At 51.0% G+C, this 26,885-nt stretch carries 24 protein-coding genes; 11 read left to right on the top strand and 13 right to left on the bottom strand.

Annotated elements, in window-relative coordinates; translation table 11 throughout:
* Positions 1-60 precede the first annotated feature (60 nt).
* Genes ssuB through ssuE form a run of 5 tightly spaced genes read right to left on the bottom strand, consistent with a single transcriptional unit; the run spans position 61 to position 4,297 of the window.
* Positions 61-828 carry an aliphatic sulfonates ABC transporter ATP-binding protein gene (gene ssuB / locus FEK50_RS21360; RefSeq protein ID WP_130205361.1) on the bottom strand — a complete coding sequence of 256 codons (768 nt, stop codon included), beginning with the start codon at positions 826-828 and terminating at the stop codon, positions 61-63.
* Positions 825-1,616, bottom strand: coding sequence for an aliphatic sulfonate ABC transporter permease SsuC (ssuC, locus tag FEK50_RS21355; RefSeq protein ID WP_053263467.1), 792 nt, complete (start codon positions 1,614-1,616; stop codon positions 825-827). Before ssuC ends, ssuB begins: the two co-directional genes overlap by 4 nt.
* A gap of 11 nt (positions 1,617-1,627) precedes the next feature.
* Positions 1,628-2,773: an FMNH2-dependent alkanesulfonate monooxygenase gene (ssuD, locus tag FEK50_RS21350; RefSeq protein ID WP_131162324.1), complete on the bottom strand. Its 1,146-nt coding sequence runs from the start codon at positions 2,771-2,773 to the stop codon at positions 1,628-1,630.
* Positions 2,770-3,729 (bottom strand): aliphatic sulfonate ABC transporter substrate-binding protein SsuA, encoded by a 960-nt coding sequence (gene ssuA / locus FEK50_RS21345; RefSeq protein ID WP_131162323.1) that lies wholly within the window; start codon positions 3,727-3,729, stop codon positions 2,770-2,772. The genes ssuD and ssuA overlap by 4 nt, the downstream gene beginning before the upstream one ends.
* A complete protein-coding gene (gene ssuE / locus FEK50_RS21340) occupies positions 3,722-4,297 on the bottom strand; it encodes an NADPH-dependent FMN reductase (protein ID WP_131162322.1) in 576 nt (191 codons plus the stop codon). The genes ssuA and ssuE overlap by 8 nt, the downstream gene beginning before the upstream one ends.
* A gap of 236 nt (positions 4,298-4,533) precedes the next feature.
* On the opposite strand from ssuE, the gene pyrD reads away from it, so the two are divergent.
* Together pyrD and zapC are read left to right on the top strand one after the other, a co-directional pair.
* Positions 4,534-5,544: a quinone-dependent dihydroorotate dehydrogenase gene (gene pyrD, locus FEK50_RS21330; protein ID WP_130205367.1), complete on the top strand. Its 1,011-nt coding sequence runs from the start codon at positions 4,534-4,536 to the stop codon at positions 5,542-5,544.
* 173 nt (positions 5,545-5,717) lie between these two features.
* On the top strand, positions 5,718-6,260 hold the full coding sequence (gene zapC, locus FEK50_RS21325) for a cell division protein ZapC (RefSeq protein ID WP_064528385.1): 543 nt from the start codon (positions 5,718-5,720) through the stop codon (positions 6,258-6,260).
* Here the strand turns inward: zapC and ycbX are convergent.
* Positions 6,257-7,366 carry a 6-N-hydroxylaminopurine resistance protein YcbX gene (gene ycbX, locus FEK50_RS21320; RefSeq protein ID WP_131162320.1) on the bottom strand — a complete coding sequence of 370 codons (1,110 nt, stop codon included), beginning with the start codon at positions 7,364-7,366 and terminating at the stop codon, positions 6,257-6,259. The genes zapC and ycbX overlap by 4 nt on opposite strands.
* Positions 7,367-7,608: 242 nt before the next feature.
* On the opposite strand from ycbX, the gene rlmKL reads away from it, so the two are divergent.
* From rlmKL to rmf, 6 genes are all read left to right on the top strand, one after another.
* Positions 7,609-9,717, top strand: a complete 2,109-nt coding sequence (rlmKL, locus tag FEK50_RS21315) for a bifunctional 23S rRNA (guanine(2069)-N(7))-methyltransferase RlmK/23S rRNA (guanine(2445)-N(2))-methyltransferase RlmL (RefSeq protein WP_131162319.1) — start codon at positions 7,609-7,611, stop codon at positions 9,715-9,717.
* 11 nt (positions 9,718-9,728) lie between these two features.
* Complete coding sequence (locus FEK50_RS21310) at positions 9,729-11,636, top strand: ABC transporter ATP-binding protein (protein WP_131162318.1); 1,908 nt, start codon at positions 9,729-9,731, stop codon at positions 11,634-11,636.
* A 204-nt stretch (positions 11,637-11,840) separates the two neighbouring features.
* Complete coding sequence (pqiA, locus tag FEK50_RS21305; protein ID WP_131162317.1) at positions 11,841-13,094, top strand: membrane integrity-associated transporter subunit PqiA; 1,254 nt, start codon at positions 11,841-11,843, stop codon at positions 13,092-13,094.
* Positions 13,095-13,098: 4 nt separating this feature from the next.
* Complete coding sequence (pqiB, locus tag FEK50_RS21300; RefSeq protein ID WP_130205377.1) at positions 13,099-14,739, top strand: intermembrane transport protein PqiB; 1,641 nt, start codon at positions 13,099-13,101, stop codon at positions 14,737-14,739.
* Positions 14,736-15,299 (top strand): membrane integrity-associated transporter subunit PqiC, encoded by a 564-nt coding sequence (gene pqiC, locus FEK50_RS21295; RefSeq protein ID WP_130222099.1) that lies wholly within the window; start codon positions 14,736-14,738, stop codon positions 15,297-15,299. Before pqiB ends, pqiC begins: the two co-directional genes overlap by 4 nt.
* Positions 15,300-15,554: 255 nt before the next feature.
* Positions 15,555-15,722, top strand: a complete 168-nt coding sequence (rmf, locus tag FEK50_RS21290) for a ribosome modulation factor (RefSeq protein ID WP_000828648.1) — start codon at positions 15,555-15,557, stop codon at positions 15,720-15,722.
* A 69-nt stretch (positions 15,723-15,791) separates the two neighbouring features.
* Here the strand turns inward: rmf and fabA are convergent, their stop codons facing one another.
* Positions 15,792-16,310, bottom strand: a complete 519-nt coding sequence (gene fabA / locus FEK50_RS21285; RefSeq protein ID WP_000227926.1) for a bifunctional 3-hydroxydecanoyl-ACP dehydratase/trans-2-decenoyl-ACP isomerase — start codon at positions 16,308-16,310, stop codon at positions 15,792-15,794.
* 68 nt (positions 16,311-16,378) lie between these two features.
* Positions 16,379-18,139, bottom strand: coding sequence for a Lon protease family protein (locus tag FEK50_RS21280; RefSeq protein ID WP_131162316.1), 1,761 nt, complete (start codon positions 18,137-18,139; stop codon positions 16,379-16,381).
* 185 nt (positions 18,140-18,324) lie between these two features.
* Between FEK50_RS21280 and matP the strand changes: the two genes are divergently transcribed.
* A complete protein-coding gene (matP, locus tag FEK50_RS21275; RefSeq protein ID WP_131162315.1) occupies positions 18,325-18,777 on the top strand; it encodes a macrodomain Ter protein MatP in 453 nt (150 codons plus the stop codon).
* A 74-nt stretch (positions 18,778-18,851) separates the two neighbouring features.
* Here the strand turns inward: matP and ompA are convergent, their stop codons facing one another.
* Both ompA and sulA read right to left on the bottom strand, forming a co-directional pair.
* Entirely contained in the window at positions 18,852-19,904 is a 1,053-nt protein-coding gene (gene ompA, locus FEK50_RS21270) for a porin OmpA (protein WP_064528817.1), read from the bottom strand.
* Between the two features lie 356 nt (positions 19,905-20,260).
* Complete coding sequence (gene sulA, locus FEK50_RS21265; protein ID WP_064528402.1) at positions 20,261-20,770, bottom strand: SOS-induced cell division inhibitor SulA; 510 nt, start codon at positions 20,768-20,770, stop codon at positions 20,261-20,263.
* Positions 20,771-20,987: 217 nt separating this feature from the next.
* On the opposite strand from sulA, the gene sxy reads away from it, so the two are divergent.
* Positions 20,988-21,617, top strand: a complete 630-nt coding sequence (sxy, locus tag FEK50_RS21260) for a CRP-S regulon transcriptional coactivator Sxy (RefSeq protein ID WP_130205381.1) — start codon at positions 20,988-20,990, stop codon at positions 21,615-21,617.
* Here sxy and yccS read toward each other — a convergent pair.
* Both yccS and FEK50_RS21250 read right to left on the bottom strand, forming a co-directional pair.
* Complete coding sequence (gene yccS / locus FEK50_RS21255; RefSeq protein ID WP_130260791.1) at positions 21,580-23,742, bottom strand: YccS family putative transporter; 2,163 nt, start codon at positions 23,740-23,742, stop codon at positions 21,580-21,582. The two genes, sxy and yccS, sit on opposite strands and share 38 nt — an antisense overlap.
* Before the next feature lie 9 nt (positions 23,743-23,751).
* A complete protein-coding gene (locus FEK50_RS21250; protein ID WP_032161476.1) occupies positions 23,752-24,198 on the bottom strand; it encodes a YccF domain-containing protein in 447 nt (148 codons plus the stop codon).
* Positions 24,199-24,320: 122 nt separating this feature from the next.
* On the opposite strand from FEK50_RS21250, the gene helD reads away from it, so the two are divergent.
* On the top strand, positions 24,321-26,375 hold the full coding sequence (gene helD / locus FEK50_RS21245) for a DNA helicase IV (protein WP_131162342.1): 2,055 nt from the start codon (positions 24,321-24,323) through the stop codon (positions 26,373-26,375).
* 31 nt (positions 26,376-26,406) lie between these two features.
* On the opposite strand, the gene mgsA is transcribed toward helD, so the two are convergent.
* A complete protein-coding gene (gene mgsA, locus FEK50_RS21240; protein ID WP_064528411.1) occupies positions 26,407-26,865 on the bottom strand; it encodes a methylglyoxal synthase in 459 nt (152 codons plus the stop codon).
* Positions 26,866-26,885 lie beyond the last annotated feature (20 nt).

Below are 26,885 nucleotides of genomic sequence, written 5' to 3'. Positions count from 1 at the left end.
CGTCTTATCAGGCCTACAAGCCCGTTGAAGCTGCTGGTTTTGTGCGCCGCATCCGGCATATTAACCATGACGCCGAATCGGTTGTTCAGAATGCCCACGATGCATCACCCGCTGCAACACTTCCGCTTCCAGCTCCGCTAATCGTACTGATCCTAACCGGCGCGGACGGGGGATATCCACCGTCAAATCCAGACCAATTTTTCCTTCTTCAATTAACAGCACCCGGTCAGCCATCGCTACCGCTTCGCTCACATCATGCGTCACCAGCAAAACAGTAAAGCCATGATCCTGCCAGAGTGACACAATCAAATCCTGCATCTCCAGCCGCGTTAAAGCGTCCAGCGCACCGAGTGGTTCATCAAGCAACAATAAACCCGGTCGATGGATCAACGCTCGCGCCAGCGCCACACGCTGTTTCTGCCCGCCAGAAAGTGCGGCCGGCCATTCCCCGGCGCGATTCTCCAGCCCTACCGCAGCCAACGCCCGACGAGCGGCATCGCGCCACTGGCCTTTAAGGCCTAACCCAACGTTATCAATCACCGATTTCCATGGCAGCAGACGCGCATCCTGAAACATCATTCGCGTATCATCCTGAATCTCAGCCAGCGGTGTTGTACCTGCCAGCACATCGCCTGCGGTAGGCGTTTCCAGCCCGGCCAGCAGGCGCAGTAGGGTACTTTTACCGCCGCCGCTGCGGCCCACTACCGCCACAAACTGGCCTGCCGGAATATGCAAATCCAGTTGGTTCAGGACGATATTTTCCGCGTAATGTTTGCTTACCGCATTGAGCAGTAGCGGCGTACCCTGGTTCAGACGAGCAGTATTCATACAGTGGCCTCCTTCAGATGATAAGCCGGGTTCCAGCGCAACCAGAGACGCTCTAAAAGTTGCGCACTGACATCAGCAAGTTTGCCGAGCAGGGCGTAGAGAATAATGGCAACCACCACCACGTCCGTTTGCAGAAACTCCCGCGCATTCATCGCCAGATAACCAATGCCAGAATTAGCAGAAATGGTTTCAGCAACAATCAGCGTCAGCCACATCAGACCTAACGCGAAGCGCACGCCGACCATAATTGAGGGTAGGGCACCAGGCAGGATCACATGGATAAACAGCGGTAATCCGGATAAGCCATAGCTTCGCGCCATTTCCACCAGCCCGCGATCGATATTACGGATGCCGTGCCAGGTATTGATATAAATGGGGAAAAGCGTGCCGAGCGCCACCAGAAAGATTTTCGCGGATTCATCAATGCCAAACCACAAAATCACCAGCGGGATCAGTGCCAGATGCGGCACGTTGCGCAACATCTGAATTGAGGTATCCAGCAGCCGTTCTCCCCAGCGAGATAGTCCGCTAATCAGCCCCAGAATCAACCCCAGCGATCCGCCAATTGAAAAGCCAATCAGCGCCCGCCAGGAGCTGATCGCCAGATGCTGCCACAATTCGCCGCTGGCGGAGAGCGTCCAGAACGCCATCACCACCCCTTCCGGTGAGGGCAAAATACGCGTCGACAACCAGCCAACTGAGGAGGCCAGTTGCCACACCGCCACGATGCCCACCGGTAAAAACCAGGGGGCAACGCGCAATAACCACTTCTTCACTGGCGTTGCCATCATCGTGTTCCTTAGCTTTGCGCGACTTTACGGGGGATAAAATCATTCGCCACCGCTTCGCCTTGCGGATTCAGCGGTTGTGGCTGGGGAATTTCCGGGATGGCGACATCCAGAAGCGGGAACAGCAACTCGCCAACCCGATACGCTTCTTCCAGATGTGGATAGCCCGAAAGCACAAAACTGTCGATGCCAAGCGCGGCGTATTCGTTGATTCGTGCAGCGACCGTAGGACCATCGCCCACCAGCGCCGTCCCGGCACCGCCGCGGACTAAGCCAACGCCCGCCCATAAATTGGGGCTGATCTCCAGATTGTCGCGCTTGCCGTTATGTAGCGCCGCCATTCGCTGTTGTCCTACGGAATCCGTCCGAGCGAATGCGGCCTGTGCTTTGGCGATAGTTTCATCATCAAGATGCGAGATTAACCGCTCGGCGGCCTGCCACGCTTCGTCGTTAGTTTCGCGGACAATAACGTGCAGGCGAATACCGAAACGAATTTTTCGTCCATGCGCGGCAGCTTTCGCCCGCACTTGTTCGATTTTCTCTTTAACCAGTTCTGGTGGTTCGCCCCAGGTGAGGTAGAGATCAACTTGTTCTGCCGCCAGCTCCTGGGCGACGTCTGACGATCCGCCAAAGTAAAGCGGAGGATATGGCTGTTGAATCGGCGGGAAGAGCAGTTTGGCTCCCCGCACATGAATATGTTTTCCGTTGAAATCGACGGTTTCGCCCAGCAATAAACGTCGCCAGACCTGGGTAAATTCCGCCGAGGCTTCGTAACGCTCGCTATGATTAAGGAACACGCCGTCGCCTGCCAGCTCTTGTGGATCGCTGCCTGTGACCAGGTTAAACAATGCACGCCCATTAGAGAGACGGTCAAGCGTGGCGGCCTGGCGGGCGGCAACGGTAGGTGAGGTTACGCTGGGGCGCAGGGCGACAAGAAACTTCAGCCGCTGCGTCACCGGGATCATCGACGCCGCAACCAGCCACGCATCTTCACACGATCGCCCCGTTGGAATTAGCACACCGGTAAAGCCAAGACGATCCGCCGCTTGCGCAATTTGTTGCAGATAACCGTGAGCAACCGGGCGTGAACCTTCTTCCGTTCCCAGGTAATGTCCGTCACCGTGGGTCGGTAAAAACCAGAACATATTCAGACTCATAATTGTTTTCCTTCCAGTTGCGTGGGCTGCCAGATGCGCTGGCGAATATCGACTTTTTTCGGCACCAGACGGTTTTCATAAAACAGATCTGCTGTTTGCTGCTGTAAGGCGGCAACCTCGGCGTTAACCGGTTGGATGGTGGTAGGAGGGCGATGATCTAAGTAAGAGGCAATCACCGGTGCCGGTAAGCCCATCATTTTTGCCAGTAAAGCGATACTCTGTTCGCGTTGGCTGCGGGTTAACGCATCGGCCTCGGTGAAGGTTTCCAGTACGCCCTGAATAAAGGCGCCGTTCTTCTCCGCATATGGACGAACTGCCAGATAAAACGATCCGGTTTGATTGAGACTGGTGCCATCTTTCAACACCCGCACGCCGCCCTGTAATAACGCGGCGGAGTAGTAGGGATCCCAGATAGCCCAGGCATCGACGTTACCTTGCTGGAACGCGGCGCGGGCATCGGCGGGCGTCAGGTAAGTGGGCTGGATATCGGTGAATTTAAGCCCGGCCTGTTGCAGGGCGCGCAGTAAAAGGTTGTGCGAACTGGAACCTTTCTGAAAGGCAACTTTGTGGCCTTTAAGATCGGCCACGGTTTTGATCGGGCTGTTTTCTGCCACCAGAATCACTTCGGCTTTTGGCTTTGGTGGCTCGACGCCCACGTACACCAAATCAGCCCCGGCGGCCTGAGCAAAGATTGGTGGAATATCCCCGGTACTGCCGAGATCAATACTGCCAACGTTTAACGCCTCCAGCATCTGCGGGCCAGCGGGGAACTCCACCCACGAGATTTTTGTTTGTGGATAGCGTTTTTCCAGCATTTGGTAATTTTTCGCCAGTACCGAACTGATATTGCTTTTCTGATAGCCAATCCTTAACGCCTCTGGCGAAGACTCTGCGGCAAAAGCGAGTGTAGAGACGCTAAGTAATCCCGCCAGCGCCAGTTTAATGATCTTACGCATGGGCATTACCTCGCAGAGAATGAAGATCAGGAACCTGAACATCGCGGCGGTGCAACGCCTGCCAGAAAGTTTCCAGGGCGGTATCAAGACGGGTTTGCAGATTTGGCGTGAACAGCGGCTTGTGTTGGTAATCAATCACCTGCGAGTCATCGGCAAACACGCCGTGCAGGATCTCCTGGGCTTTCAGCGCACTTAAAACTGGTTTAAGGGCATAATCAACCGCCAGCAGATGAGCCACCGTGCCGCCCGTCGCCAGTGGCAGTACCACTTTGCCTTGCAACGCACGTTCTGGCAGCAGGTCGAGCAGGGTTTTCAGCGCGCCGGAATAGGCGGCTTTATACACAGGTGTGGCGACAATCAGCCCATCAGCCTGTTGCAGCTGTTCGGTGAAGGTCTTGAGTGCCGGACTATCGAAACGGGCATAGAGCAGATCTTCCGGGGCGAAGTTTTGCAGATTCCAGTGATAAACCTCAACATCCAGGCCGTTCAGTTGTTCCCGCGCATATTCCAGTAAGGAACTGGAGCGAGAAGGAAAGCGAGGGCTACCCGCCAGGGTGATGACACGCATACTCTCTCCTTATAACCAATTGTTCTTGTTTTGTTAACATTGATAACAATTCGGTCAGTCTGACAGAGGGCGTTCGTGAGTCGAAATGATTTATCTGAAGAAGGAAAGCCAAAAAAAGCATAAAAAAGGCGCAACAAGAAAACGTTTGCTATTTATTGCCGCAGGTCAATTCCCTTTTGCTGCGAACTCGCACATAATACGCCCCCGGTTTGCACACCGGGAATCCAGGAGAGTTCATGTACTACCCCTTCGTTCGTAAAGCCCTTTTCCAGCTCGATCCAGAGCGCGCACACGAGTTTACTTTTCAGCAATTACGCCGCATCACCGGAACACCGTTTGAAGCGCTTGTTCGGCAAAATGTTCCAGCGAAGCCGGTTAACTGTATGGGACTGACCTTTAAAAACCCGCTTGGTCTGGCAGCCGGTCTTGATAAAGACGGGGAGTGTATTGATGCCCTTGGTGCAATGGGATTTGGATCGATCGAGATCGGTACTGTCACCCCGCGTCCACAACCAGGAAACGATAAACCTCGTCTTTTTCGCCTGGTAGATGCTGAAGGTTTAATAAACCGTATGGGTTTTAATAACCTCGGCGTTGATAACCTCGTAGAGAACGTTAAAAAAGCCCATTACGACGGTGTTCTGGGAATCAATATCGGCAAAAATAAAGATACTCCGGTTGAGCAAGGCAAAGATGACTATCTGATTTGTATGGAAAAAATCTACGCCTATGCAGGATATATTGCCATCAATATTTCATCACCAAATACCCCGGGATTACGCACTCTGCAATATGGCGAAGCGCTGGATGATTTATTAACGGCAATTAAAAATAAACAAAATGATCTGCAAGCGCACCACCACAAATATGTACCAATAGCAGTGAAGATCGCGCCGGATCTTTCTGAAGAAGAGTTGATCCAGGTCGCCGATAGTTTAGTTCGCCATAATATTGATGGCGTCATTGCAACTAATACGACCCTCGATCGTTCTTTAGTTCAGGGAATGAAAAATTGTGATCAAACCGGTGGCTTAAGTGGTCGTCCCTTACAATTAAAAAGTACGGAAATTATTCGTCGCTTGTCGCAGGAATTAAACGGCCGCTTACCGATTATTGGTGTTGGTGGTATTGACTCGGTAATCGCTGCTCGCGAGAAGATAGCTGCGGGGGCTTCTTTGGTGCAAATTTATTCCGGTTTTATTTTTAAAGGTCCGCCGCTGATTAAAGAAATCGTTAACCATATCTAATTATTTCTTTCATTTTCTCTTTATAAGATAATCAGGGCTTTATTTTCAGCCCTGGTTGTTTTATATTCATTGCTGTTACTTATTTAGACATTTTGTACTTTTCTTGTTGAGGTTATTAAGCGAAGCGACAATGGAATATGTTGCAGTGGATTTATAGGGTAGAGGAGAAGCATATGCGAATTAAACCAGACGATAATTGGCGTTGGTATTATGATGAAGAGCATGATCGAATGATGCTTGATTTAGCCAATGGCATGCTATTTCGCTCACGTTTTGCGCGCAAGATGTTGACACCAGACGCCTTTTCTCCTGCGGGATTCTGCGTTGATGACGCCGCGCTCTATTTCTCGTTTGAAGAAAAATGCCGCGACCTTAACTTATCAAAAGAACAAAAAGCTGAACTGGTGCTTAATGCGCTGGTGGCAGTTCGTTATCTCAAACCGCAAATGCCGAAAAGCTGGCATTTTGTTTCTCATGGTGAAATGTGGTCGCCAGTGCCGGGTGATGCAGCCTGTGTCTGGTTAAGCGATACCAATGAACAAGTCAGCCTTCTGGTTGTTGAATCTGGTGAAAATGCCGCGCTGTGCCTCCTTGCGCAGCCTTGTGTTGTCATCGCTGGTCGCGCCATGCAACTGGGTGACGCCATCAAAATTATGAATGACAGGCTGAAACCTCATATGAGTTATGACAGCTTCAGCCTTGAACAGGCCGTTTAACCTTTCAGTTTCAATGCAGTCTTCGGTACACAACTACAGCAAAGAATTGTCCCGTCGTCGCTCATAGCTGATTTTTTCAGCGGGGTGACTTCGCCTTCCAGAAGCTGAACTCGACAACTTCCACATATGCCCGCGCGACAAGAATAGGGGATCCGAATCCCTTGATTTTCTAATTGTTCTAACAATACCTGTTGATTATTACCGCGAAATGCCAGTCCTTGCCAGTCGATATCTACATTCGCATCCATTTGCTGCTTTGTCGGGAGAGTATCGTCTGAGGCTGCCGCGCCGTAGATTTTCGCCGGTGCAGTAGCAAGAATTTCCACTGCATCACCAACACGAACAACGCCACTATTGCGGGCAATTAAATTCTGACCAAAATCGACATCGCCATTATCCTGGGCAGTACGGAAGGATTGCAGCGTTTTTAACGGTTCGCCTGCCGGATGCTTTTGTCCTTTTTCCGGGCTGACAGTGGTGAAAATGCAGCGGCTGCAGGGCTTTACCACGTCAAACACCACATCGCCAATGCGAATCACTTTCCAGGTATCTTCTTCCCAGGCTGCCGCGCCGGAAACCACCAGATTGGGGCGAAATTGCTCCATTTTTACACTTGCCGGGCAGCGTTGCTGCACATCACGCAGTGAGGCTTCATTAGCGAGCAGATACGGATAGCCATCAGCAAACGACAAGGGTACAGTGTTATGGCGTTTTACGCGCCGTGTCATCTGCGGTCCTACCCAGCGCAATTGCACTTCACGGGAGAAAAAGCCGCTTAACCATTTGTTGATCTCATCTGGCGCAATGCGTGCAGTAAAATGGTTACCCCACACTTCGGTTGGCGCGTCCTGCATAGCGAAATCAGCAAAACGGATGTATGCGCTGCTGCCATCTGGCGCGGTGAGATGTAAGCCGTCATGCACGGGCGAAGGGGTAAATCGCACCATCTGCGGAAACTGGCGGGCAGTAATAAACGTACCGTCAGCTTCTGTAACCATGAAGATGCGATCGAAGGCCAGACCGCTGACATCAGCCAGAGCATGTGTCAGACCGATGCCGCGCATCGATTTAACAGGATGAATAAAAAGCCGGGTTAATGTCGTCACGGTGCGGTCCTCAAATGAAAATAAGCCCTCAACTTTATGACATGACGCGCTTATTAGCTATAATGCGCAACAATTTTCTTAGTGCCTATCCCGTTAGGCTATTTTATTTGTCAGTTTAGCCCTGGGCAGTGCTCGAAATCCTCACGTACTGGTGTACGTTCCGGTTTCTCCATGCTGTCCATGTCCAAACTGACTGCAACAATTACGCCTACTGCGGTAGGCCTTAGAGTAAAAGTGACGATATGAATTCTCTGTTTGCCAGTACGGCCCGTGGGCTGGAAGAGCTGTTAAAAACTGAACTCGAAAACCTGGGGGCCGTTGAATGCCAGGTGGTTCAGGGTGGGGTCCATTTCAAGGGCGACACGCGGCTTGTTTACCAGAGCCTGATGTGGAGTCGCCTGGCCTCGCGTATTATGTTGCCGCTGGGCGAGTGCAAGGTTTACAGCGACTTAGACCTTTATCTCGGCGTTCAGGCGATCAACTGGACAGAGATGTTTAATCCTGGCGCGACCTTTGCTGTCCACTTCAGCGGTCTGAATGACACTATCCGCAACAGCCAGTACGGCGCGATGAAAGTCAAAGATGCGATCGTTGATGCTTTCACCCGTAAGAATTTGCCGCGTCCGAATGTCGATCGCGATGCGCCGGATATCCGCGTGAACGTGTGGCTAAATAAAGAAACCGCCAGCATCGCTCTCGATTTAAGTGGTGATGGTTTGCATCTGCGCGGCTATCGCGATCGTGCGGGTATTGCGCCGATCAAAGAAACTCTGGCGGCGGCAATTGTGATGCGTTCCGGTTGGCAGCCAGGAACACCGCTGCTCGATCCAATGTGTGGTTCTGGTACGTTGCTGATTGAAGCGGCGATGCTGGCGACCGACCGCGCACCGGGCTTGCACCGCGGGCGTTGGGGCTTTAGCGGCTGGGCGCAACATGATGAAGCTATCTGGCAAGAAGTAAAAGCGGAAGCGCAAACCCGCGCCCGTAAAGGTCTGGCTGAGTACAACTCTCATTTCTACGGTTCCGACAGCGATGCGCGGGTGATTCAACGTGCGCGCACCAACGCCCGTCTTGCGGGGATTGGCGAACTGATCACTTTTGAAGTGAAAGATGTCGCGCAATTGACCAATCCGCTGCCAAAAGGACCGTACGGTACAGTGTTGAGCAACCCGCCTTACGGCGAACGTCTGGACAGCGAACCGGCGCTGATTGCGCTGCATAGCCTGCTGGGCCGAATCATGAAAAACCAGTTCGGCGGCTGGAATCTCTCTTTATTCAGTGCCTCGCCGGATCTGTTAAGTTGCCTGCAGCTGCGTGCAGACAAACAGTACAAAGCGAAAAACGGTCCATTAGACTGCGTGCAGAAAAATTACCACGTTGCCGAAAGCACTCCAGACAGCAAACCGGCAATGGTGGCAGAAGACTACGCCAACCGTCTGCGTAAGAACCTCAAAAAATTCGAGAAGTGGGCGCGTCAGGAAGGCATTGAATGCTACCGCCTGTACGACGCCGATCTACCGGAATACAACGTTGCCGTTGACCGTTATGCCGACTGGGTGGTGGTGCAGGAGTATGCGCCGCCGAAAACCATTGATGCGCACAAAGCGCGTCAACGTCTGTTCGATATTATCGCGGCGACCATTTCGGTACTCGGGATTGCGCCAAACAAACTGGTGCTGAAAACCCGTGAACGCCAGAAGGGCAAAAATCAGTACCAGAAACTGGGCGAGAAGGGCGAGTTTCTTGAAGTTACCGAATATAACGCTCACCTGTGGGTGAACCTGACGGATTATCTTGATACTGGTTTGTTCCTCGATCACCGTATCGCCCGTCGTATGCTCGGTCAGATGAGCAAAGGCAAAGATTTCCTCAACCTGTTCTCCTATACCGGTAGCGCCACTGTGCACGCGGGATTAGGCGGCGCGCGCAGCACCACTACGGTGGATATGTCGCGTACCTATCTGGAGTGGGCAGAACGTAACCTGCGCCTTAACGGCTTAACCGGTCGTGCGCATCGCCTGATTCAGGCCGACTGCCTGGCGTGGTTACGTGAAGCAAATGAACAGTTCGATCTGATATTTATCGATCCACCAACCTTCTCTAACTCGAAACGAATGGAAGATGCGTTTGATGTTCAGCGCGATCATCTGGCGCTGATGAAAGATTTGAAACGTCTGCTGCGTGCAGGTGGGACGATCATGTTCTCGAACAACAAACGTGGTTTCCGTATGGATCTTGACGGACTGGCAAAACTGGGACTGAAAGCACAAGAAATTACGCAAAAAACGCTCTCCCTGGATTTCGCCCGTAACCGCCAGATCCACAACTGCTGGCTGATTACCGCAGCCTGAAAGGAATAGTAATGTCATTAATCAGTATGCATGGCGCATGGCTGTCGTTCAGCGACGCGCCGCTTCTCGATAACGCAGAACTGCATATCGAAGATAACGAACGTGTTTGTCTGGTGGGCCGTAACGGCGCGGGCAAATCGACGTTAATGAAAATCCTCAACCGTGAACAGGGGCTGGATGACGGTCGCATTATTTACGAGCAGGATCTGATCGTTGCGCGTTTGCAGCAGGATCCGCCGCGTAACGTTGAGGGTAGCGTTTATGATTTCGTTGCCGAAGGCATTGAAGAACAAGCGGAATACCTGAAACGCTATCACGATATTTCGCGCCTGGTGATGAACGACCCGAGCGAGAAGAATCTTAACGAACTGGCGAAGGTTCAGGAACAGTTGGATCACCACAACCTGTGGCAACTGGAAAACCGCATCAACGAAGTGCTGGCACAGCTGGGATTAGATCCTAACGTCGCGCTGTCGTCGCTTTCCGGCGGCTGGTTGCGTAAAGCCGCATTAGGGCGAGCGCTGGTGAGTAATCCGCGCGTGTTGCTGCTCGATGAACCGACTAACCACCTGGATATTGAAACCATCGACTGGCTGGAAAGTTTCCTGAAAACGTTCAACGGTACGATTATTTTCATCTCCCACGACCGTTCATTTATTCGCAATATGGCGACGCGTATTGTCGATCTCGATCGCGGCAAACTGGTCACCTATCCGGGTAATTACGACCAGTATCTGCTGGAAAAAGAAGAAGCCCTGCGCGTGGAAGAACTACAAAATGCCGAGTTCGATCGCAAACTGGCACAGGAAGAAGTGTGGATCCGCCAGGGGATCAAAGCACGCCGTACCCGTAATGAAGGCCGCGTGCGTGCGCTGAAAGCAATGCGTCGCGAGCGTGGCGAACGTCGCGAAGTGATGGGTACTGCAAAGATGCAGGTAGAAGAGGCCAGTCGCTCCGGTAAGATCGTTTTCGAAATGGAAGACGTTTGCTACCAGGTTGACGGCAAGCAACTGGTGAAAGATTTTTCTGCCCAGGTTCTACGTGGCGACAAAATTGCCCTGATTGGTCCGAATGGGTGCGGCAAAACCACGCTGCTGAAACTGATGCTTGGTCAACTTCAGCCGGACAGCGGACGCATTCATGTCGGCACTAAACTGGAAGTCGCCTATTTTGACCAGCACCGCGCGGAACTCGATCCCGACAAAACGGTGATGGATAACCTTGCTGAAGGTAAGCAAGAGGTGATGGTTAACGGTAAACCGCGCCATGTACTGGGCTATTTACAGGACTTCCTGTTCCATCCGAAACGGGCGATGACGCCGGTGCGCGCGCTCTCTGGCGGGGAACGTAACCGTCTGCTTTTGGCGCGTCTGTTCCTGAAACCCAGTAACTTACTGATCCTCGACGAACCGACCAACGATCTCGATGTTGAAACGCTGGAACTGCTTGAAGAGCTGATCGACAGCTACCAGGGTACAGTATTGCTGGTTAGTCACGATCGTCAGTTTGTTGATAACACCGTAACAGAGTGCTGGATCTTCGAAGGTGGCGGCAAAATTGGCCGTTATGTCGGCGGTTATCACGACGCGCGCGGACAGCAAGAACAGTATGTGGCGTTAAAACAGCCTGCGGTGAAAAAAAACGAAGAAGTAGCTGCGCCGAAAGCAGAAACTGTAAAACGCAGCAGTAGCAAACTAAGCTATAAATTGCAGCGCGAATTAGAACAGTTACCGCAACTGCTTGAAGATTTAGAAGCAAAACTGGAAGCCTTACAGGCGCAGGTGGCAGATGCCTCTTTCTTCAGCCAGCCACATGAGCATACGCAAAAAGTGCTCGCTGATCTGACTGCCGCTGAACAGGAACTGGAGCAGGCTTTTGAACGTTGGGAATATCTTGAAGCGTTAAAAAATGGTGGCTGATCGCTAATCAGTTAAGTGAAAAGAGAGACTGCTGATAACGGCCAAATTGCCTGATGCGCTACGCTTATCTGGCCTGGGTGGAAACGTCAATTTATTGCGTTTCCACGAGCTCCCTGAGCGGATAATGCGGTAGTTCAGCATCCGGCATTAAAAGCGAGTGCTATGTCAGCATTCTGTAGAATAGCGCATCATTAAGGAGTACCAATGTGCGAACATCATCATGCCGCGAAGCACATCCTGTGCTCGCAGTGTGACATGCTGGTGGTTTTACCCCACCTTGAGCATGGTCAGAAGGCGGCATGTCCTCGGTGTGGCACAACGTTAACCGTTGCGTGGGATGCCCCTCGACAGCGTCCTACCGCTTATGCGTTGGCTGCACTGTTCATGCTGCTGCTGTCCAACCTGTTCCCTTTTGTCAATATGAACGTTGCGGGGGTAACCAGTGAGATTACGTTGCTGGAAATCCCGGGCGTACTGTTTTCCGAGGACTATGCCAGCCTCGGTACTTTTTTCCTGTTGTTTGTGCAACTGGTCCCCGCGTTTTGCCTGATTACTATTTTACTGTTGGTTAATCGCGCGGAAATACCTGTTCGTTTAAAAGAACAACTGGGGCGGGTACTTTTTCAGCTTAAAACCTGGGGAATGGCGGAGATTTTCCTTGCCGGTGTGTTGGTCAGTTTTGTCAAACTGATGGCTTACGGCAGCATTGGCGTGGGCAGTAGTTTCATTCCCTGGTGTTTATTTTGTGTGCTGCAATTACGCGCCTTTCAGTGCGTTGATCGCCGCTGGTTATGGGATGATATTGCCCCGATGCCAGAGCTTCACCAGACGCTGAAACCGGGCATAACGGGAATACGCCAGGGGCTGCGCTCTTGCTCATGCTGTACGGCAATTCTTCCTGCCGATAATCCCGTGTGTCCGCGCTGTGGCACCAAAGGATATGTTCGACGCAAAAACAGCCTGCAATGGACGTTGGCACTGCTTTTTACGTCGATCATGTTATATCTCCCGGCGAACATCTTACCCATTATGGTGACCGATTTTTTAGGCTCTAAGATGCCGTCGACCATTCTCGCCGGGGTCATCTTATTATGGAGCGAAGGCTCTTATCCGGTTGCCGCCGTCATCTTTTTAGCCAGTATCATGGTGCCAACTTTAAAGATGATCGCAATAGCCTGGCTGTGCTGGGATGCGAAAGGGCACGGCAAGCGTGATAGTGAAAGAATGCATTTGATTTACGAAGTTGTTGAGTTTGTAGGCCGCTGGTCAATGATTGACGTTTTCGTGATAGCGGTGCTCTCGGCGCTGGTGCGTATGGGAGGCTTAATGAGTATTTATCCTGCAATGGGTGCATTAATGTTTGCTTTAGTCGTCATTATGACAATGTTTTCTGCGATGACGTTTGATCCACGTTTGTCGTGGGATCGTCAACCTGAACCAGAGCATGAGGAGTCCTGACAGTATGGAATCTAATAGTGGGGAAGCCAAAATCCAGAAAGTGAAGAACTGGTCCCCTGTGTGGATATTTCCCATCGTTACGGCACTCATCGGGGCCTGGGTACTTTTTTATCATTACAGTCATCAAGGGCCGGAAGTTACCCTGATCACTGCTAATGCGGAAGGAATAGAAGGCGGCAAGACTACCATTAAAAGTCGTAGCGTGGACGTCGGTGTGGTCGAAAGCGCCACGCTGGCTGATGATTTAACGCATGTTGAAATCAAAGCGCGTCTCAACGCCGGTATGGAAAAACTGCTGCACAAAGATACTGTCTTTTGGGTAGTGAAACCACAAATTGGTCGTGAAGGCATTAGTGGCCTTGGTACGTTGCTTTCCGGTGTGTATATCGAGTTGCAACCGGGGGCTGCAGGCAGCAAGCAAACAAAATATGATTTGCTTGATTCTCCACCGTTGGCCCCACCAGATGCCAAAGGGATCCGTGTCATTCTTGACAGTAACAAAGCTGGGCAGCTCACGGCGGGAGATCCCGTGCTGTTTCGTGGTTATCGCGTAGGGTCGGTTGAAACCAGCACCTTCGATACCCAGAAGCGTAATATCAGCTATCAACTGTTCATCAATGCGCCTTATGACCGCCTGGTAACGAGCAACGTTCGCTTCTGGAAAGATAGCGGCATAGCGGTGGATCTGACCTCGGCGGGGATGCGCGTAGAGATGGGGTCATTGACGACGTTGCTAAGTGGTGGTGTCAGCTTTGACGTGCCTGAAGGACTGGACTTGGGACAGCCGGTTGCGCCAAAAACGTCATTCGTTTTGTATGATGATCAGAAGAGTATCCAGGATTCACTGTACACAGATCACATTGATTATCTGATGTTCTTTAAAGATTCGGTACGCGGTCTGCAACCTGGCGCGCCAGTGGAATTCCGCGGTATTCGTCTCGGTACGGTAAGCAAAGTGCCATTCTTTGCGCCGAATATGCGTCAGGTCTTTAACGATGATTATCGCATTCCAGTCATGGTGCGTATTGAACCAGAACGACTGAAAATGCAGCTAGGTGAAAATGCTGATGTGGTAGAACACCTGGCCGAATTGCTGAAGCGCGGTTTACGCGGTTCACTGAAAACCGGGAATCTGGTCACGGGAGCGCTGTACGTCGATCTGGACTTCTATCCAAATGCTCCGGCAATTACCGGTGTGCGTGAGTTTAATGGCTATCAAATAATCCCGACCGTTAGCGGTGGTCTGGCGCAAATCCAGCAACGTCTGATGGAAGCGTTGGATAAGATTAACAAACTGCCGTTGAACCCGATGATTGAACAGGCGACCAGTACGCTGTCGGAAAGTCAGCGCACGATGAAAAACCTGCAGACTACGCTGGATAGTATGAACAAGATCCTTGCCAGTCAGTCGATGCAACAGTTGCCGACGGATATGCAGTCGACACTGCGCGAATTGAATCGTAGCATGCAGGGCTTCCAGCCGGGTTCCGCAGCTTATAACAAGATGGTTGCGGATATGCAGCGTCTTGATCAGGTATTGCGTGAACTGCAACCGGTTCTGAAAACGCTCAACGAGAAGAGCAACGCGCTGGTATTTGAAGCGAAGGATAAAAAAGATCCAGAGCCGAAGAGGGCGAAACAATGAAAAAGTGGCTAGTGACGATAGCGGCACTGTGGCTGGCCGGATGCAGCTCCGGTGAAATTAACAAAAACTATTACCAATTGCCTGTGGTGCAGAGCGGTACGCAAAGTACCGCCAGCCAGGGTAACCGCCTGCTATGGGTAGAGCAGGTCGTTGTTCCTGATTATCTGGCGGGGAATGGTGTGGTTTATCAAACCAGTGATGTGAAGTATGTGATTGCTAATAACAATCTGTGGGCCAGCCCGCTGGATCAACAGTTGCGCAATACTTTGGTCGCTAACCTGAGTGCGCAACTGCCCGGTTGGGTCGTAGCCTCCCAGCCTTTGGGAAGCACCCAGGACACGCTTAATGTGACAGTGACGGAGTTTAATGGCCGTTACGATGGTAAGGTGATTGTGAGTGGCGAGTGGCTACTAAATCATCAGGGACAACTGATAAAACGTCCGTTCCGTGTGGAAGGGGTGCAGAATCAGGATGGCTACGATGAAATGGTCAAAGTGCTGGCCAGTGTCTGGAGTCAGGAAGCCGCGACTATTGCGCAAGAGATAAAGCGTCTACCTTAATTATAAAGATTTGTAAATATAACCGTCTCCGGCATGTAGCCTGAGGCGGTTTTTTTGTTTATAAGCCATGGGAAAACTTGTTCCGCTTCACATTTTTTGTACAACCGACATGCCCGTGTAGCTCACAAATATGGCAGTGGCGTGAATTTTGCGCATTGACGGCAGTTATGATTCGCGGTATTGCTTAACTGTGATTGCACATTTAGTAATCACTGTTTTCTTTTCCACCAGAAACCAGTATGAGGGAAACGAGGCATGAAGAGACAAAAACGAGATCGCCTGGAACGGGCACATCAACGTGGTTATCAGGCCGGCATCGCCGGACGCTCAAAAGAAATGTGTCCCTATCAGACGCTGAATCAAAGGTCACAATGGCTGGGAGGCTGGCGAGAAGCCATGGCGGACAGGGTAGTAATGGCCTGATTCTGTCTCTTTAAAAAGAAACCTCCGCATTGCGGAGGTTTCGCCTTTTTATACTCTGTCTGATTAAAATCAGAATGCAGACGTATCCTGGAACAGACCTACTTTCAGGTCGTTGGCGGTATAGATCAAACGACCATCAACCAGCACTTCGCCATCCGCCAGGCCCATAATGAGACGACGGTTAACAATGCGTTTAAAGTGAATACGATAGGTCACTTTTTTCGCCGTCGGCAGCACCTGGCCTGTGAATTTCACTTCGCCAACGCCCAGGGCGCGGCCTTTACCTTCGCCGCCCAGCCAGCCGAGGTAGAATCCTACCAGCTGCCACATCGCGTCCAGGCCCAGGCAGCCCGGCATTACCGGATCGCCGATGAAGTGGCAACCGAAGAACCACAGGTCCGGATTAATATCCAGCTCTGCTTCTACATACCCTTTGTCGAAGTTACCGCCCGTTTCAGTCATTTTGACCACACGGTCCATCATCAGCATGTTCGGTGCTGGCAATTGTGGGCCTTTAGCACCAAACAGTTCACCGCGACCAGAGGCAAGAAGGTCTTCTTTTGTATAGGATTCGCGTTTATCTACCATGTTCTCTGTAAGCCTTATTTTATTGAAGCACGCAGGATAGCTAACACGTGTACGCTGAACAAGTCCGATCAGTTCGGAATAAACCAGTTCAGCCAACGTAGTGGCCACGGAAAACGGTGACGCCCTTCCTGTTGCGATGCTTGCGCGATACGTTCCTGGATAGTTTGCATCAGCGTCGTCTGGCCTTCGCCATCCCACACCAGATTTAATAATAACGGCAGTGCATCAGTCACATCGTCCACTGCCCAGATGGTGAATTTGCCTTCCTCTACCGCCTTCACCAGTTCACTGTGAAGACTTAAATGGCGAACGTTAGCGCTGGGGATAATCACACCTTGCTTCCCACTTAATTCACGCTGCTGGCAGATAGCAAAGAAGCCTTCGATTTTCTCATTCAGACCGCCCACAGGCTGGGCGCGACCAAACTGATCCACTGAACCTGTAATAGCGATACTCTGATTCACCGGGACATCAGCAAGGGCGCTGATCAGAGCGCAGAGCTCGGCCATTGATGCGCTGTCACCATCCACTTCACTGTAAGATTGCTCAAAGGTCAGTGACGCCGAGAAAGGGATCTGTTGCTCAAGCTGAAGTTCCGACATCAAAAACGCCTGCATGATCATCATCCCTTTAGCGTGAATGTTGCCGCCAAGCTCCGCTTTTCGTTCGATGTCGGTGAATTCACCATCGCCAATATGCACAACGCAGCTAATGCGAGAAGGTTCGCCAAATGCGCGTGGATGGCCTGGAAATTCAATGACCGAAAGGGCGTTAATTTGCCCGATGCGTTCACCTTCGGTTTCAATCAGGATCTGCTCTTGAAGGATTTCATCCTGCATGCGCTCGGCGAGGAAACCTTCGCGCCATTCCCGCTGCTGTAGCATTAAGTTTAGCTGCTCGCCGGAGAAGGTATCACCTTCGCACAATGAAGCGACTTCTTTACACTGGCGGAGGATCCACTGCGGACTAAGGGGCAGCATTTCTTGCTCACCGGTATAGCGTACTGCTTCGCGGATAAGCACCGGCCAGGCGTCGGCATCTGGCGCTGGCAAGTGGTTAAGTCTGGCAATAAACGTCACCCAGCGACACCACTGGCGTACGGATTCGGCATCGACTATCTGCAGAGTATCTTCAAATTCGCTATAGATCGCTTGTTCAGACAGTTCTGGCTCCATCTCCTGGAAATCGGCCAATGAATCGCGTTCGCCTACCAGAATGACCTTCAGCTTCAATGGCATTGAAGGTACAGAGACGGGGAGAGGGCGCGACTCATCAAATGCTACCCAATCGAAGCGTTCGCGGTTGACGATGTTCTTCAGACGCATCCACAGCAATGGCTGGGCCAGCAGTGTACGCAAGGAGATAATCAAAATGCCGCCATTGGCCTGATGTACCAGTCCTGGCTGCAAGGTAATGTCGCCATTAAACTGGCGCAAACAGCCAAAAAGCTGTTCGGCTTCAGCCCAGTCAGCAGTAACAACCTGGGTTAAGGTTGCAAAATTATCGTCAGTGCTAACTGCGTTCCGTAAGCGTATGGTGTGGCCGGAAATCTCATAGTGAGCGCCCATCAGTTGGCCTGCATCGCTTTGTAGCGTGCGTGCAGCATCGGCTATAAGATTCAGATAATCGGATTCTTCCGGCGCTTTTGCCAGTATAAAAGAGGATGATGCCCGCGCGTGCAGCAACTGCTCAAGCGCAAATTGCAGTCGCGGTTGAGTGTCACTGAATAAAGGATCGTTTTCGTCAATCAAATGTGGCTGTGCGAATACTTCCTGATAGCTTTCGGTATCAGGAATCAGGTCACGCCATGCAAGTTTCGTAATGGTCAAAGTCGATGTTTTTTAGTCTGTTGTCAAAGGCGCGATTATACCGTAACCGGCACTGCAGCACACGTAGAAAGCACCGACAAAAGTCCCGGCATGCGCGTTAAAGCTCACAGGACAGAGATTCTTTTCATCACGCAGGTAAAAAGCTGATATTCTGTAAAGAGTTACACGGTAACATTGAGATCGCTATGAAATATCAACAACTTGAAAATCTTGAAAGTGGTTGGAAATGGAAATATCTGGTGAAGAAGCACCGTGAAGGTGAGTTGATCACCCGTTACATAGAGGCCAGTGCCGCCCAGGAAGCCGTCGATGTGTTGCTATCGCTGGAGAACGAACCTGTACTCGTAAATGGCTGGATTGAAAAACATATGAATCCAGAGCTGCTTAATCGCATGAAACAGACGATTCGGGCCAGACGAAAACGGCACTTTAATGCGGAGCATCAGCATACGCGCAAGAAATCTATCGATCTGGAATTTATTGTCTGGCAAAGGTTAGCAGGGCTTGCGCAACGTCGCGGTAAAACGCTATCCGAAACGATTATCCAGCTGATTGAAGATGCGGAAAACAAAGAGAAGTATGCGAATAAAATGTCTTCTTTGAAGCAGGATTTGCAGGCATTACTTGGTAAGGAATAACTGGCGAAGGTCATTTACTTTACTACAGATGAAAAAAAACCCCGCAGTAGCGGGGTTTTTTATTAGACGAGAACTTAAGCCTGCGGCTGAGTTACAACGTCTTTGATGCCTTTAACTTCGATCTCTACGCGACGATCCGGAGCCAGGCAGTCGATCAGAGCAGCACGCTGTTTCACGTTGTCACAGGTGTTGCCAGTAACCGGGTTGGATTCGCCCATACCACGTGCGGAGATCTTGTCAGACGGGATACCTTTGGAGATCAGGTAATCAACGACGGACTGAGCACGACGCTCGGACAGACCCTGGTTGTAAGCGTCAGAACCGATGCGGTCAGTGTAACCCAGAACAACTACGGAACCGTCTTTCGGATCCAGGTTGCTCAGCTGGCTGTACAGCTGATCCAGAGCAGCCTGACCTTCCGGTTTCAGGGTTGCTTTGTTGAAGTTGAACAGAACGTCAGACTTCAGAGTGAAGTGCTTGGTCTGTACTTCTGGAGCCGGAGCCGGAGCCGGAGCAACTACTGGAGCTGCTTCGCCCTGACCGAAACGGTAGGAAACACCCAGGCTCAGCAGACCGTTGTCTGGACGAGTACCGATGGTGTTAGCGTCACCGATGTTGTTGGTCCACTGATATTCCAGACGGGTAGCGATTTCTGGAGTGATCGCGTATTCAACACCGCCTGCGAATACCGGAGAAACGCCGGTGTCGTGGTCCTTAAAGGATGGGCCACCAGGTACGTTAGCCTTGGTGTCTGCGCGCCATACCATACCACCCAGACGAGTGTAGATGTCCAGATCGTCAGTGATTGGGTAACCCAGTTTAGCGGTCAGCTGAACGCCCTGAGCTTTGTATGCGCCGTTGATGTTGTCGCCTTTGTACGGCATACGACCTAACCAGTCGTAACCCATTTCAAAGCCAACATACGGGTTAACCTGGTAACCACCAAAAGCACCTGCACCCAGTTGGTTTTCGTGGGTCGGACCATTGTTAGGAATGAAACCAGTGTCATGGTACTGGGACCAGCCCAGTTTAGCACCAGTGTACCAGGTGTTATCTTTCGGAGCGGCCTGCGCTACGGTAGCGAAACCAGCCAGTGCCACTGCAATCGCGATAGCTGTCTTTTTCATTTTTTGCGCCTCGTTATCATCCAAAATACGCCATGAATATCTCCAACGAGATAACACGGTTAAATCCTTCACCGGGGGATCTGCTCAATTGTAACTCTGCCGATAAATTCGGCTTATGCCGAGCACCCCTGGCGATGTAAAGTCTACAACGTAGTTGAAAACTTACAAGTGTGAACTCCGTCAGGCATATGAAAAAAAAGACTTGTATAAGGTGCGTTTAACCTTTTTTGTTAACGATACTTTACAGGATAAAATCGCGGAAACCGCTTCAGACAAGCCTCCACAAGTAAAATTAGTGACAAGTGAAAGCGTCTACGGGTTAACAAAAAAAGTTCCAGGATTAATCCTAAATTTACTTAATGATACAAATTTGAGTGAATTTTTAGCCCAGAAAGTTGTCTCGTGGCGTGAGAGTGTGTGCTTACTGGACGCATAATAAACCCCATTGCGTTACCTTCATTGGCGGCATCAACAAGATCAGCATGCTCTTCTTCTGTCAGATCGTCTGCCAACCAACCGATCACTACGCTGTAATTTCCCGTACGCAAAGCACGAACCATCGATTCCACGGTGTGACAAGGGGAAAGCTGGCTTATCTGCATCACCTTAGTTAAGGGTAGTCCCGCTGCCTGAACCCATTCACGACTTAGTTTTTGTTGCGGCGTTAACCAAAGTTGCCAACGCGATTGTTGGCCGAGTTGCTGTAATAATGGCAAAAGCAGGAGTTGCGTCATCATGGGCTGATCTTCGCGATAGACAACTTCACTAATTAGCCCGGCTGTAGTGTTTTCCGTAGAGACACGCGCAATTTTGCTTGCTGTGGAGGAGAACATCGAAGAACGATTTGCGTAGCCTGAAGTGTACATAATCAATCCAGCCCTGTGAGTTACTGTATGGATATACAGTACATCCAGTGACAACAAAGATCAACACAAATTTCGGAAAGAGCCTCGCAATTTTTGTCGTTGGTGACCTGAAAACTTAAATTAATCTTGCCCCTTGAGAATAAGTTGCCTATTTTCGTATTTAACGGATCCGTTAATGTGAATCATTCTTTTATATTATGATTTTAAAAGGAATTTTATGAAAAGCCTCTCCTACAAGCGGATCTATAAGTCACAAGAATACCTGTCGACGTTAGGCACTATTGAATATCGATCGTTGTTTGGCAGTTACAGTCTGACCGTTGACGATACAGTGTTTGCGATGGTTTCTGATGGTGAGTTGTATCTTCGGGCTTGTGAGCAAAGCGCACAGTACTGTGTAAAACATCCACCAGTCTGGCTGACATACAAAAAGTGTGGCCGTCCCGTTACTCTCAATTACTACCGGGTTGATGAAAGCTTATGGCGGAATCAACAGAAGTTGGTGCGGTTGTCGAAATATTCGCTGGACGCTGCGCTTAAAGAGAAAAGTACGCGCGACACCCAGCAACGGCTGAAAGATTTGCCCAATATGTCTTATCACCTGGAAGCGATTCTCGGGGAAGTGGGGATTAAGGATGTTCGGGCGCTACGTATACTGGGGGCGAAAATGTGCTGGTTGCGACTACGGCAGCATAACAGTCTGGTGACAGAAAAGATTCTGTTCATGCTTGAAGGCGCAATTATCGGTATTCATGAAGCTGCGCTCCCGGTGGCACGCCGCCAGGAGCTTGCAGAATGGGCAGATTCTATTACACCGAAACAGGAGTTTCCTGAGGAACTTGAGTAATCCGGCGTTGCAGACGGCCAATTTCTGGCAGTAATGCAATCAGTAACCCGATTTGCTGTACGACCAGAGGTTCTTTGCTGTCTGCCCGCGGTTCAAGTTGTTGCATCCGCTGTTTCAGGCCAGCTAATGCCTGATTGACGCGTTCTTCATCGGCAGGTTGATGATGTAGCGCGTCATCAACATAGCAAACGGCGTCATCAAGAAACGCCAGAATTTCAGGGTTGGTTAACTGCTCGCGGTGTGCGCCGAGGGCAGAAATATAGCTGGTAAAAGTATGGTTAAGGCACAGTAAACGGAACGCGTCATCGCGAATTTGCGGTGTGACGTTCGGTTCACTGGACATATTCGACACCACCGACGCCAGTTCAGCATCACGGTTGTGAGCATCGCGTCGGGCAATACGATACGCCAGACGGTTGTCACGCCCCTGATGATATTGCTCAAGAATGGCATCGAGATAACGGCAGTTAGCATCCGTCGCGCGTTCAAGCATTCGCGGCAGATTGCGAAACCGCCAGTCGGGCCAGATGTAGCTCACCGCCGCCCATGCTATTGCACAGCCGATCAGCGTATCGATTACGCGAGGCAGCGCGACTTCAAAACCTTCACCCAGCAAGTTGAAGCACAGTAACACCAGAAGCGTAATGAACATCGTTGCATGAGCATATTGCACGTTACGGAAGGCAAAAAAGAGCACGCCGGTAATCACCAGCAGCACCAGTTGTCCTTCCAGTGACGGAACAAACCACAGCACAGGAATACCAATCGCAATACCCACCAACGTACCAATAATCCTTAACTTCAGACGGTGGCGCGTGGCGTTATAGTTTGGCTGGCAGACAAACAGACTTGTCAGCAGGATCCAATACCCGTGATGCATTCCGGTTATCTGAATGATGGCGTAACCAACACACAATACCAGCGACATTCTCACTGCATGGCGAAATAGTGCAGACTCCGGCGTTAAGTTACGTTTAAGACGCAGCCAGATATCGCTAAACCCGCGAGGGCTGTCGTCGGCGAGTTCATTTTCGTCTGCATTGGGGGACAGCGCCTGGGCTTGTTCTGATTCAATAGTCGCCAGTTGGGCATCTATGGCACGTAAATTGTTCAGCAGGAATCCCAGTATTTTTAGCAGATCGGCGGGCGCACCATTTTCGCGCATCCGCTCAAGTGCGGCGTCAATATGCGTAAAAGCGCGTTCAAAATGTGGATCGTGCTGATAAGGCTGACGCAGCAAAATACAGCGTGACAATTGTTGGCAAGCTTGTCCCTGCATCGACATCAGGCGCTGGAAGCGGAACAGCACATCGCTGTGGCGAAAATGTTCTCGCAGCGTTTGATACTGAATATGTGAAGAGCTTGCCCGCTCGTGGATATCCTGCGCTACAAAATAGTAATGTAGTGTACGACGCGTTCCCCGTTGACCGCGGTCGCCGCGTAAGCGGGTCAGCAACGAGATTTTCGTCTGGTTCAGCGTCACCATAAGTTGCCCGTTGGCGAGCGCCAAATCATACAGCGGTGCCTGGCTTTCATCCTCAATATCAGGATCAAACATACGTGACTTGAGTTCCAGATATCGCGCCAGTTGTTCGTAACAACGTGCCAGGTTGTCCTGCAACGGGCGGACAGGGAACAGCAAATGACCAATAAGCGTCAGGATGTTGTACCAAACCGCACCAGCAAGCAGATAGATAGGCTGCTGATACCAGTGCTCATACAGGGAGGTTCCCAGCATCGTATAAATGGCAATCAGCAATGCACCGAAAGCGATGGTCGCATAGCGTTGACCCAGACCGCCGAGCAAAATGAAGCCGCTGGTGGAGAGCGTTAAACCAATGGCGAACAGCCAGGGCCACGGAAATAACAGCTCTACTGAAGCCGAGGCAATAAAAAAACAGAACAGCGTAATAATGAGATTACGCAGACGTCCCGCCAGTCGGTCGTCGAGATCGGTCAGTGCTGCCGCCACCATTCCGAGAGTCAGCGGAATCGTAAGTTTTACATCACCCAGCCACCACGGAAACGCAGTGGTGCCGCAAAGTGCGATAAAAATGCGCGCGTAATACAGCCAGGTGCTGTTCCAGGTATAGCGTTTGAGCAAAGGACTTAGCATAAAGGCCATAATGTTGGATTATTGGAAACGGCGACGTGCATTGGCTTCACGCGCAGCTTGAGCTGTTTCTACCGATACCACGCGGCGTCCGACCGGCCACAGAGCAATAGCGGCAATTTTAAAGTTCGCAATACCAACCGGAATACCAATGATGGAAATGCATTGCGCGATACCTGTTGCGATATGCATCAGACATAGCCACCAGCCGAAAAAAACCAGCCAGAAAATATTCAGCACCGTACCGCCAGTGTTAAGCAGCACATTTTTGCCTGCCGGATTTAGTTCATCGACATGAATAGCTTCATTGCCATAAGGCAGCAGAGACAGTTTGGTTATCTCCCAGCAGGACCGTGTCAGCGGTAAGGTGAAAATCAGCACAATACTGACCAGGGTCGCTAACAGCCAGCCAAGAGTGGTGGCGAATCCGCCAAGCACAAAGTTCAGAATGTTCAAAACGGTACGCATAAAACCTCGCTTTACTGTGGTTTTCAGTAATGGGCGGCAATTGTAACGTTTTTTTGGGCTGGAGCACGTTTTCTCTGGCGGTTACACTGATAAGAAATGACATCGTGTGGATCTACAGAGACATGGAACTGAAAGCGACAACTCTTGGCAAACGTCTGGCACAGCACCCTTACGATCGGGCGGTGATCCTCAATGCCGGGATAAAAGTTTCCGGCGATCGCCACGAATACCTTATTCCTTTCAATCAATTACTGGCTATTCACTGCAAACGTGGTTTGGTATGGGGTGAGCTGGAATTTGTATTGCCTGATGAAAAAGTCGTGCGTCTTCATGGCACTGAATGGGCAGAGACGCAGCGTTTTCACCATCATCTTGATGCTCACTGGCGGCGCTGGAGCGAGGAAATGAGCGAAATTGCCGCTGGCGTATTGCAGCAACAACTGGATCTTATTGCTGCACGCACTGGAGAAAATAAATGGCTGACGCGGGAGCAAACCACTGGGGTACAGCAACAAATTCGTCAGGCTTTGTCAGCGTTGCCATTACCGGTTAATCGCCTGGAGGAATTTGATAACTGTCGTGAGGCGTGGCGCAAATGTCAGGCCTGGCTGAAAGATATTGAAGGCAGTCGGTTGCAGCATAATCAGGCGTATACCGAAACCATGCTTAACGAATATGCGGATTTTTTCCGTCAGGTTGAGTCTTCACCGCTTAATCCGGCGCAGGCCCGGGCGGTGGTTAATGGTGAGCATTCCCTGTTAGTGCTGGCTGGCGCAGGAAGCGGTAAAACGTCTGTGCTGGTGGCGCGCGCTGGCTGGTTATTGGCGCGTGGTGAAGCATCACCCGAGCAAATTTTATTGCTGGCGTTTGGTCGAAAAGCGGCGGAAGAGATGGACGAGCGGATCCGCGAACGGCTGCATACCGAAGAGATTGCCGCGCGCACGTTTCATTCTCTGGCCCTGCATATTATTCAGCAAGGTAGCAAAAAAGTACCGACAGTCAGCAACCTGGAAAATGACACCGCAGCCCGCCATGAACTCTTTATTGCTGAGTGGCGTAAGCAGTGTAGTGAAAAGAAAGCACAGGCGAAGGGCTGGCGACAATGGTTGATGGAAGAACTGCAGTGGTCAGTGCCAGAAGGCAACTTCTGGGATGATGACAAATTGCAGCGTCGTCTCGCATCTCGCCTCGATCGCTGGGTCAGTCTGATGCGGATGCACGGTGGCGCGCAGGCTGAAATGATTGCCAGTGCGCCAGAAGAGATTCGGGAACTGTTCAGTAAACGAATCAAATTGATGGCACCGTTGCTGAAAGCCTGGAAAGGTGCGCTGAAAGCGGAAAACGCTGTCGATTTTTCAGGTCTGATTCATCAGGCGATTGCTATCCTTGAGAAAGGGCGGTTTATCAGCCCGTGGAAACATATTCTGGTTGATGAATTCCAGGACATCTCCCCACAGCGAGCGGCCTTGCTGGCAGCATTGCGTAAACAAAATAGTCAGACAACGTTGTTTGCCGTTGGCGATGACTGGCAGGCTATTTACCGCTTCAGCGGCGCGCAAATGTCGCTCACCACGGCCTTCCATGAAAACTTCGGTGAAGGCGATCGCTGTGATTTAGACACGACTTACCGTTTCAATAGCCGTATCGGAGAGGTGGCAAACCGTTTTATTCAGCAGAACCCTAATCAGTTGAAAAAACCGCTGAATAGCTTAACGAATGGTGACAAAAAAGCCGTCACCTTGTTGGATGAGAGTCAGCTTGACGCTTTACTGGACAAGCTATCTGGTTATGTCAAACCCGAAGAGCGCATTCTGGTACTGGCGCGTTACCATCATCTGAAGCCCGTTACTCTGGATAAAGCCACGACGCGCTGGCCGAAGCTGCAAATCGACTTTATGACCATTCATGCCAGCAAAGGGCAACAGGCCGACTACGTCATCATCGTTGGTTTGCAGGAGGGGAGTGATGGCTTCCCGGCTGTGGCGCGTGAGTCCATTATGGAAGAGGCGCTACTGCCGCCAGTAGAGGACTATCCGGACGCCGAAGAACGGCGATTAATGTACGTTGCGCTCACTCGCGCACGGCATCGGGTTTGGGTACTGTTCAGCAAAGAGAATCCTTCTCCCTTTGTGGACGACCTGAAAAAACTGGATGTACCGGTAGCAAGGAAACCGTAAGAAACAGGCGGCGAGTGCCGCCTGTGCGAACTTACTTCAGGCGTTCTGCGAGATAACGTTGATAATCCGGGATTAGAATATCTACAGCGTCGTTGAAATGTGGTGACTGGATGATGAAATCAGCCGTTGCTACGTTGGTGGCGACCGGAATGTTCCACACCGTCGCCAGACGCAGCAACGCTTTCACGTCGGGGTCGTGTGGTACAGCATTCAGCGGGTCCCAGAAGAAAATCAGCACATCAATTTTCCCTTCTGAGATCAATGCGCCAACCTGCTGATCGCCGCCCATCGGGCCGCTCAGCATCGCGTTGACGTTCATTCCTGTCGCGCGGGAAATTAAGTTACCCGTGGTGCCCGTTGCATAAAGTTCGTGCTGCTCCAGAAGCGGCTGATGCCGTTCCACCCAGCTCATGAGCATTTGCTTGCAGTGATCATGTGCCACCAGCGCAATATGTTTACGCGCCGCCATTGTGCGAGTTGTCAGTTCCATAATTTACATCCGTAGTTAAC

Source organism: Escherichia sp. E2586 (assembly GCF_005781105.1).
Classification (GTDB): Bacteria; Pseudomonadota; Gammaproteobacteria; order Enterobacterales; family Enterobacteriaceae; genus Escherichia.
Note: the sequence above shows the minus strand (reverse complement) of the source record. Positions and strands in the feature narration are given on the sequence as shown.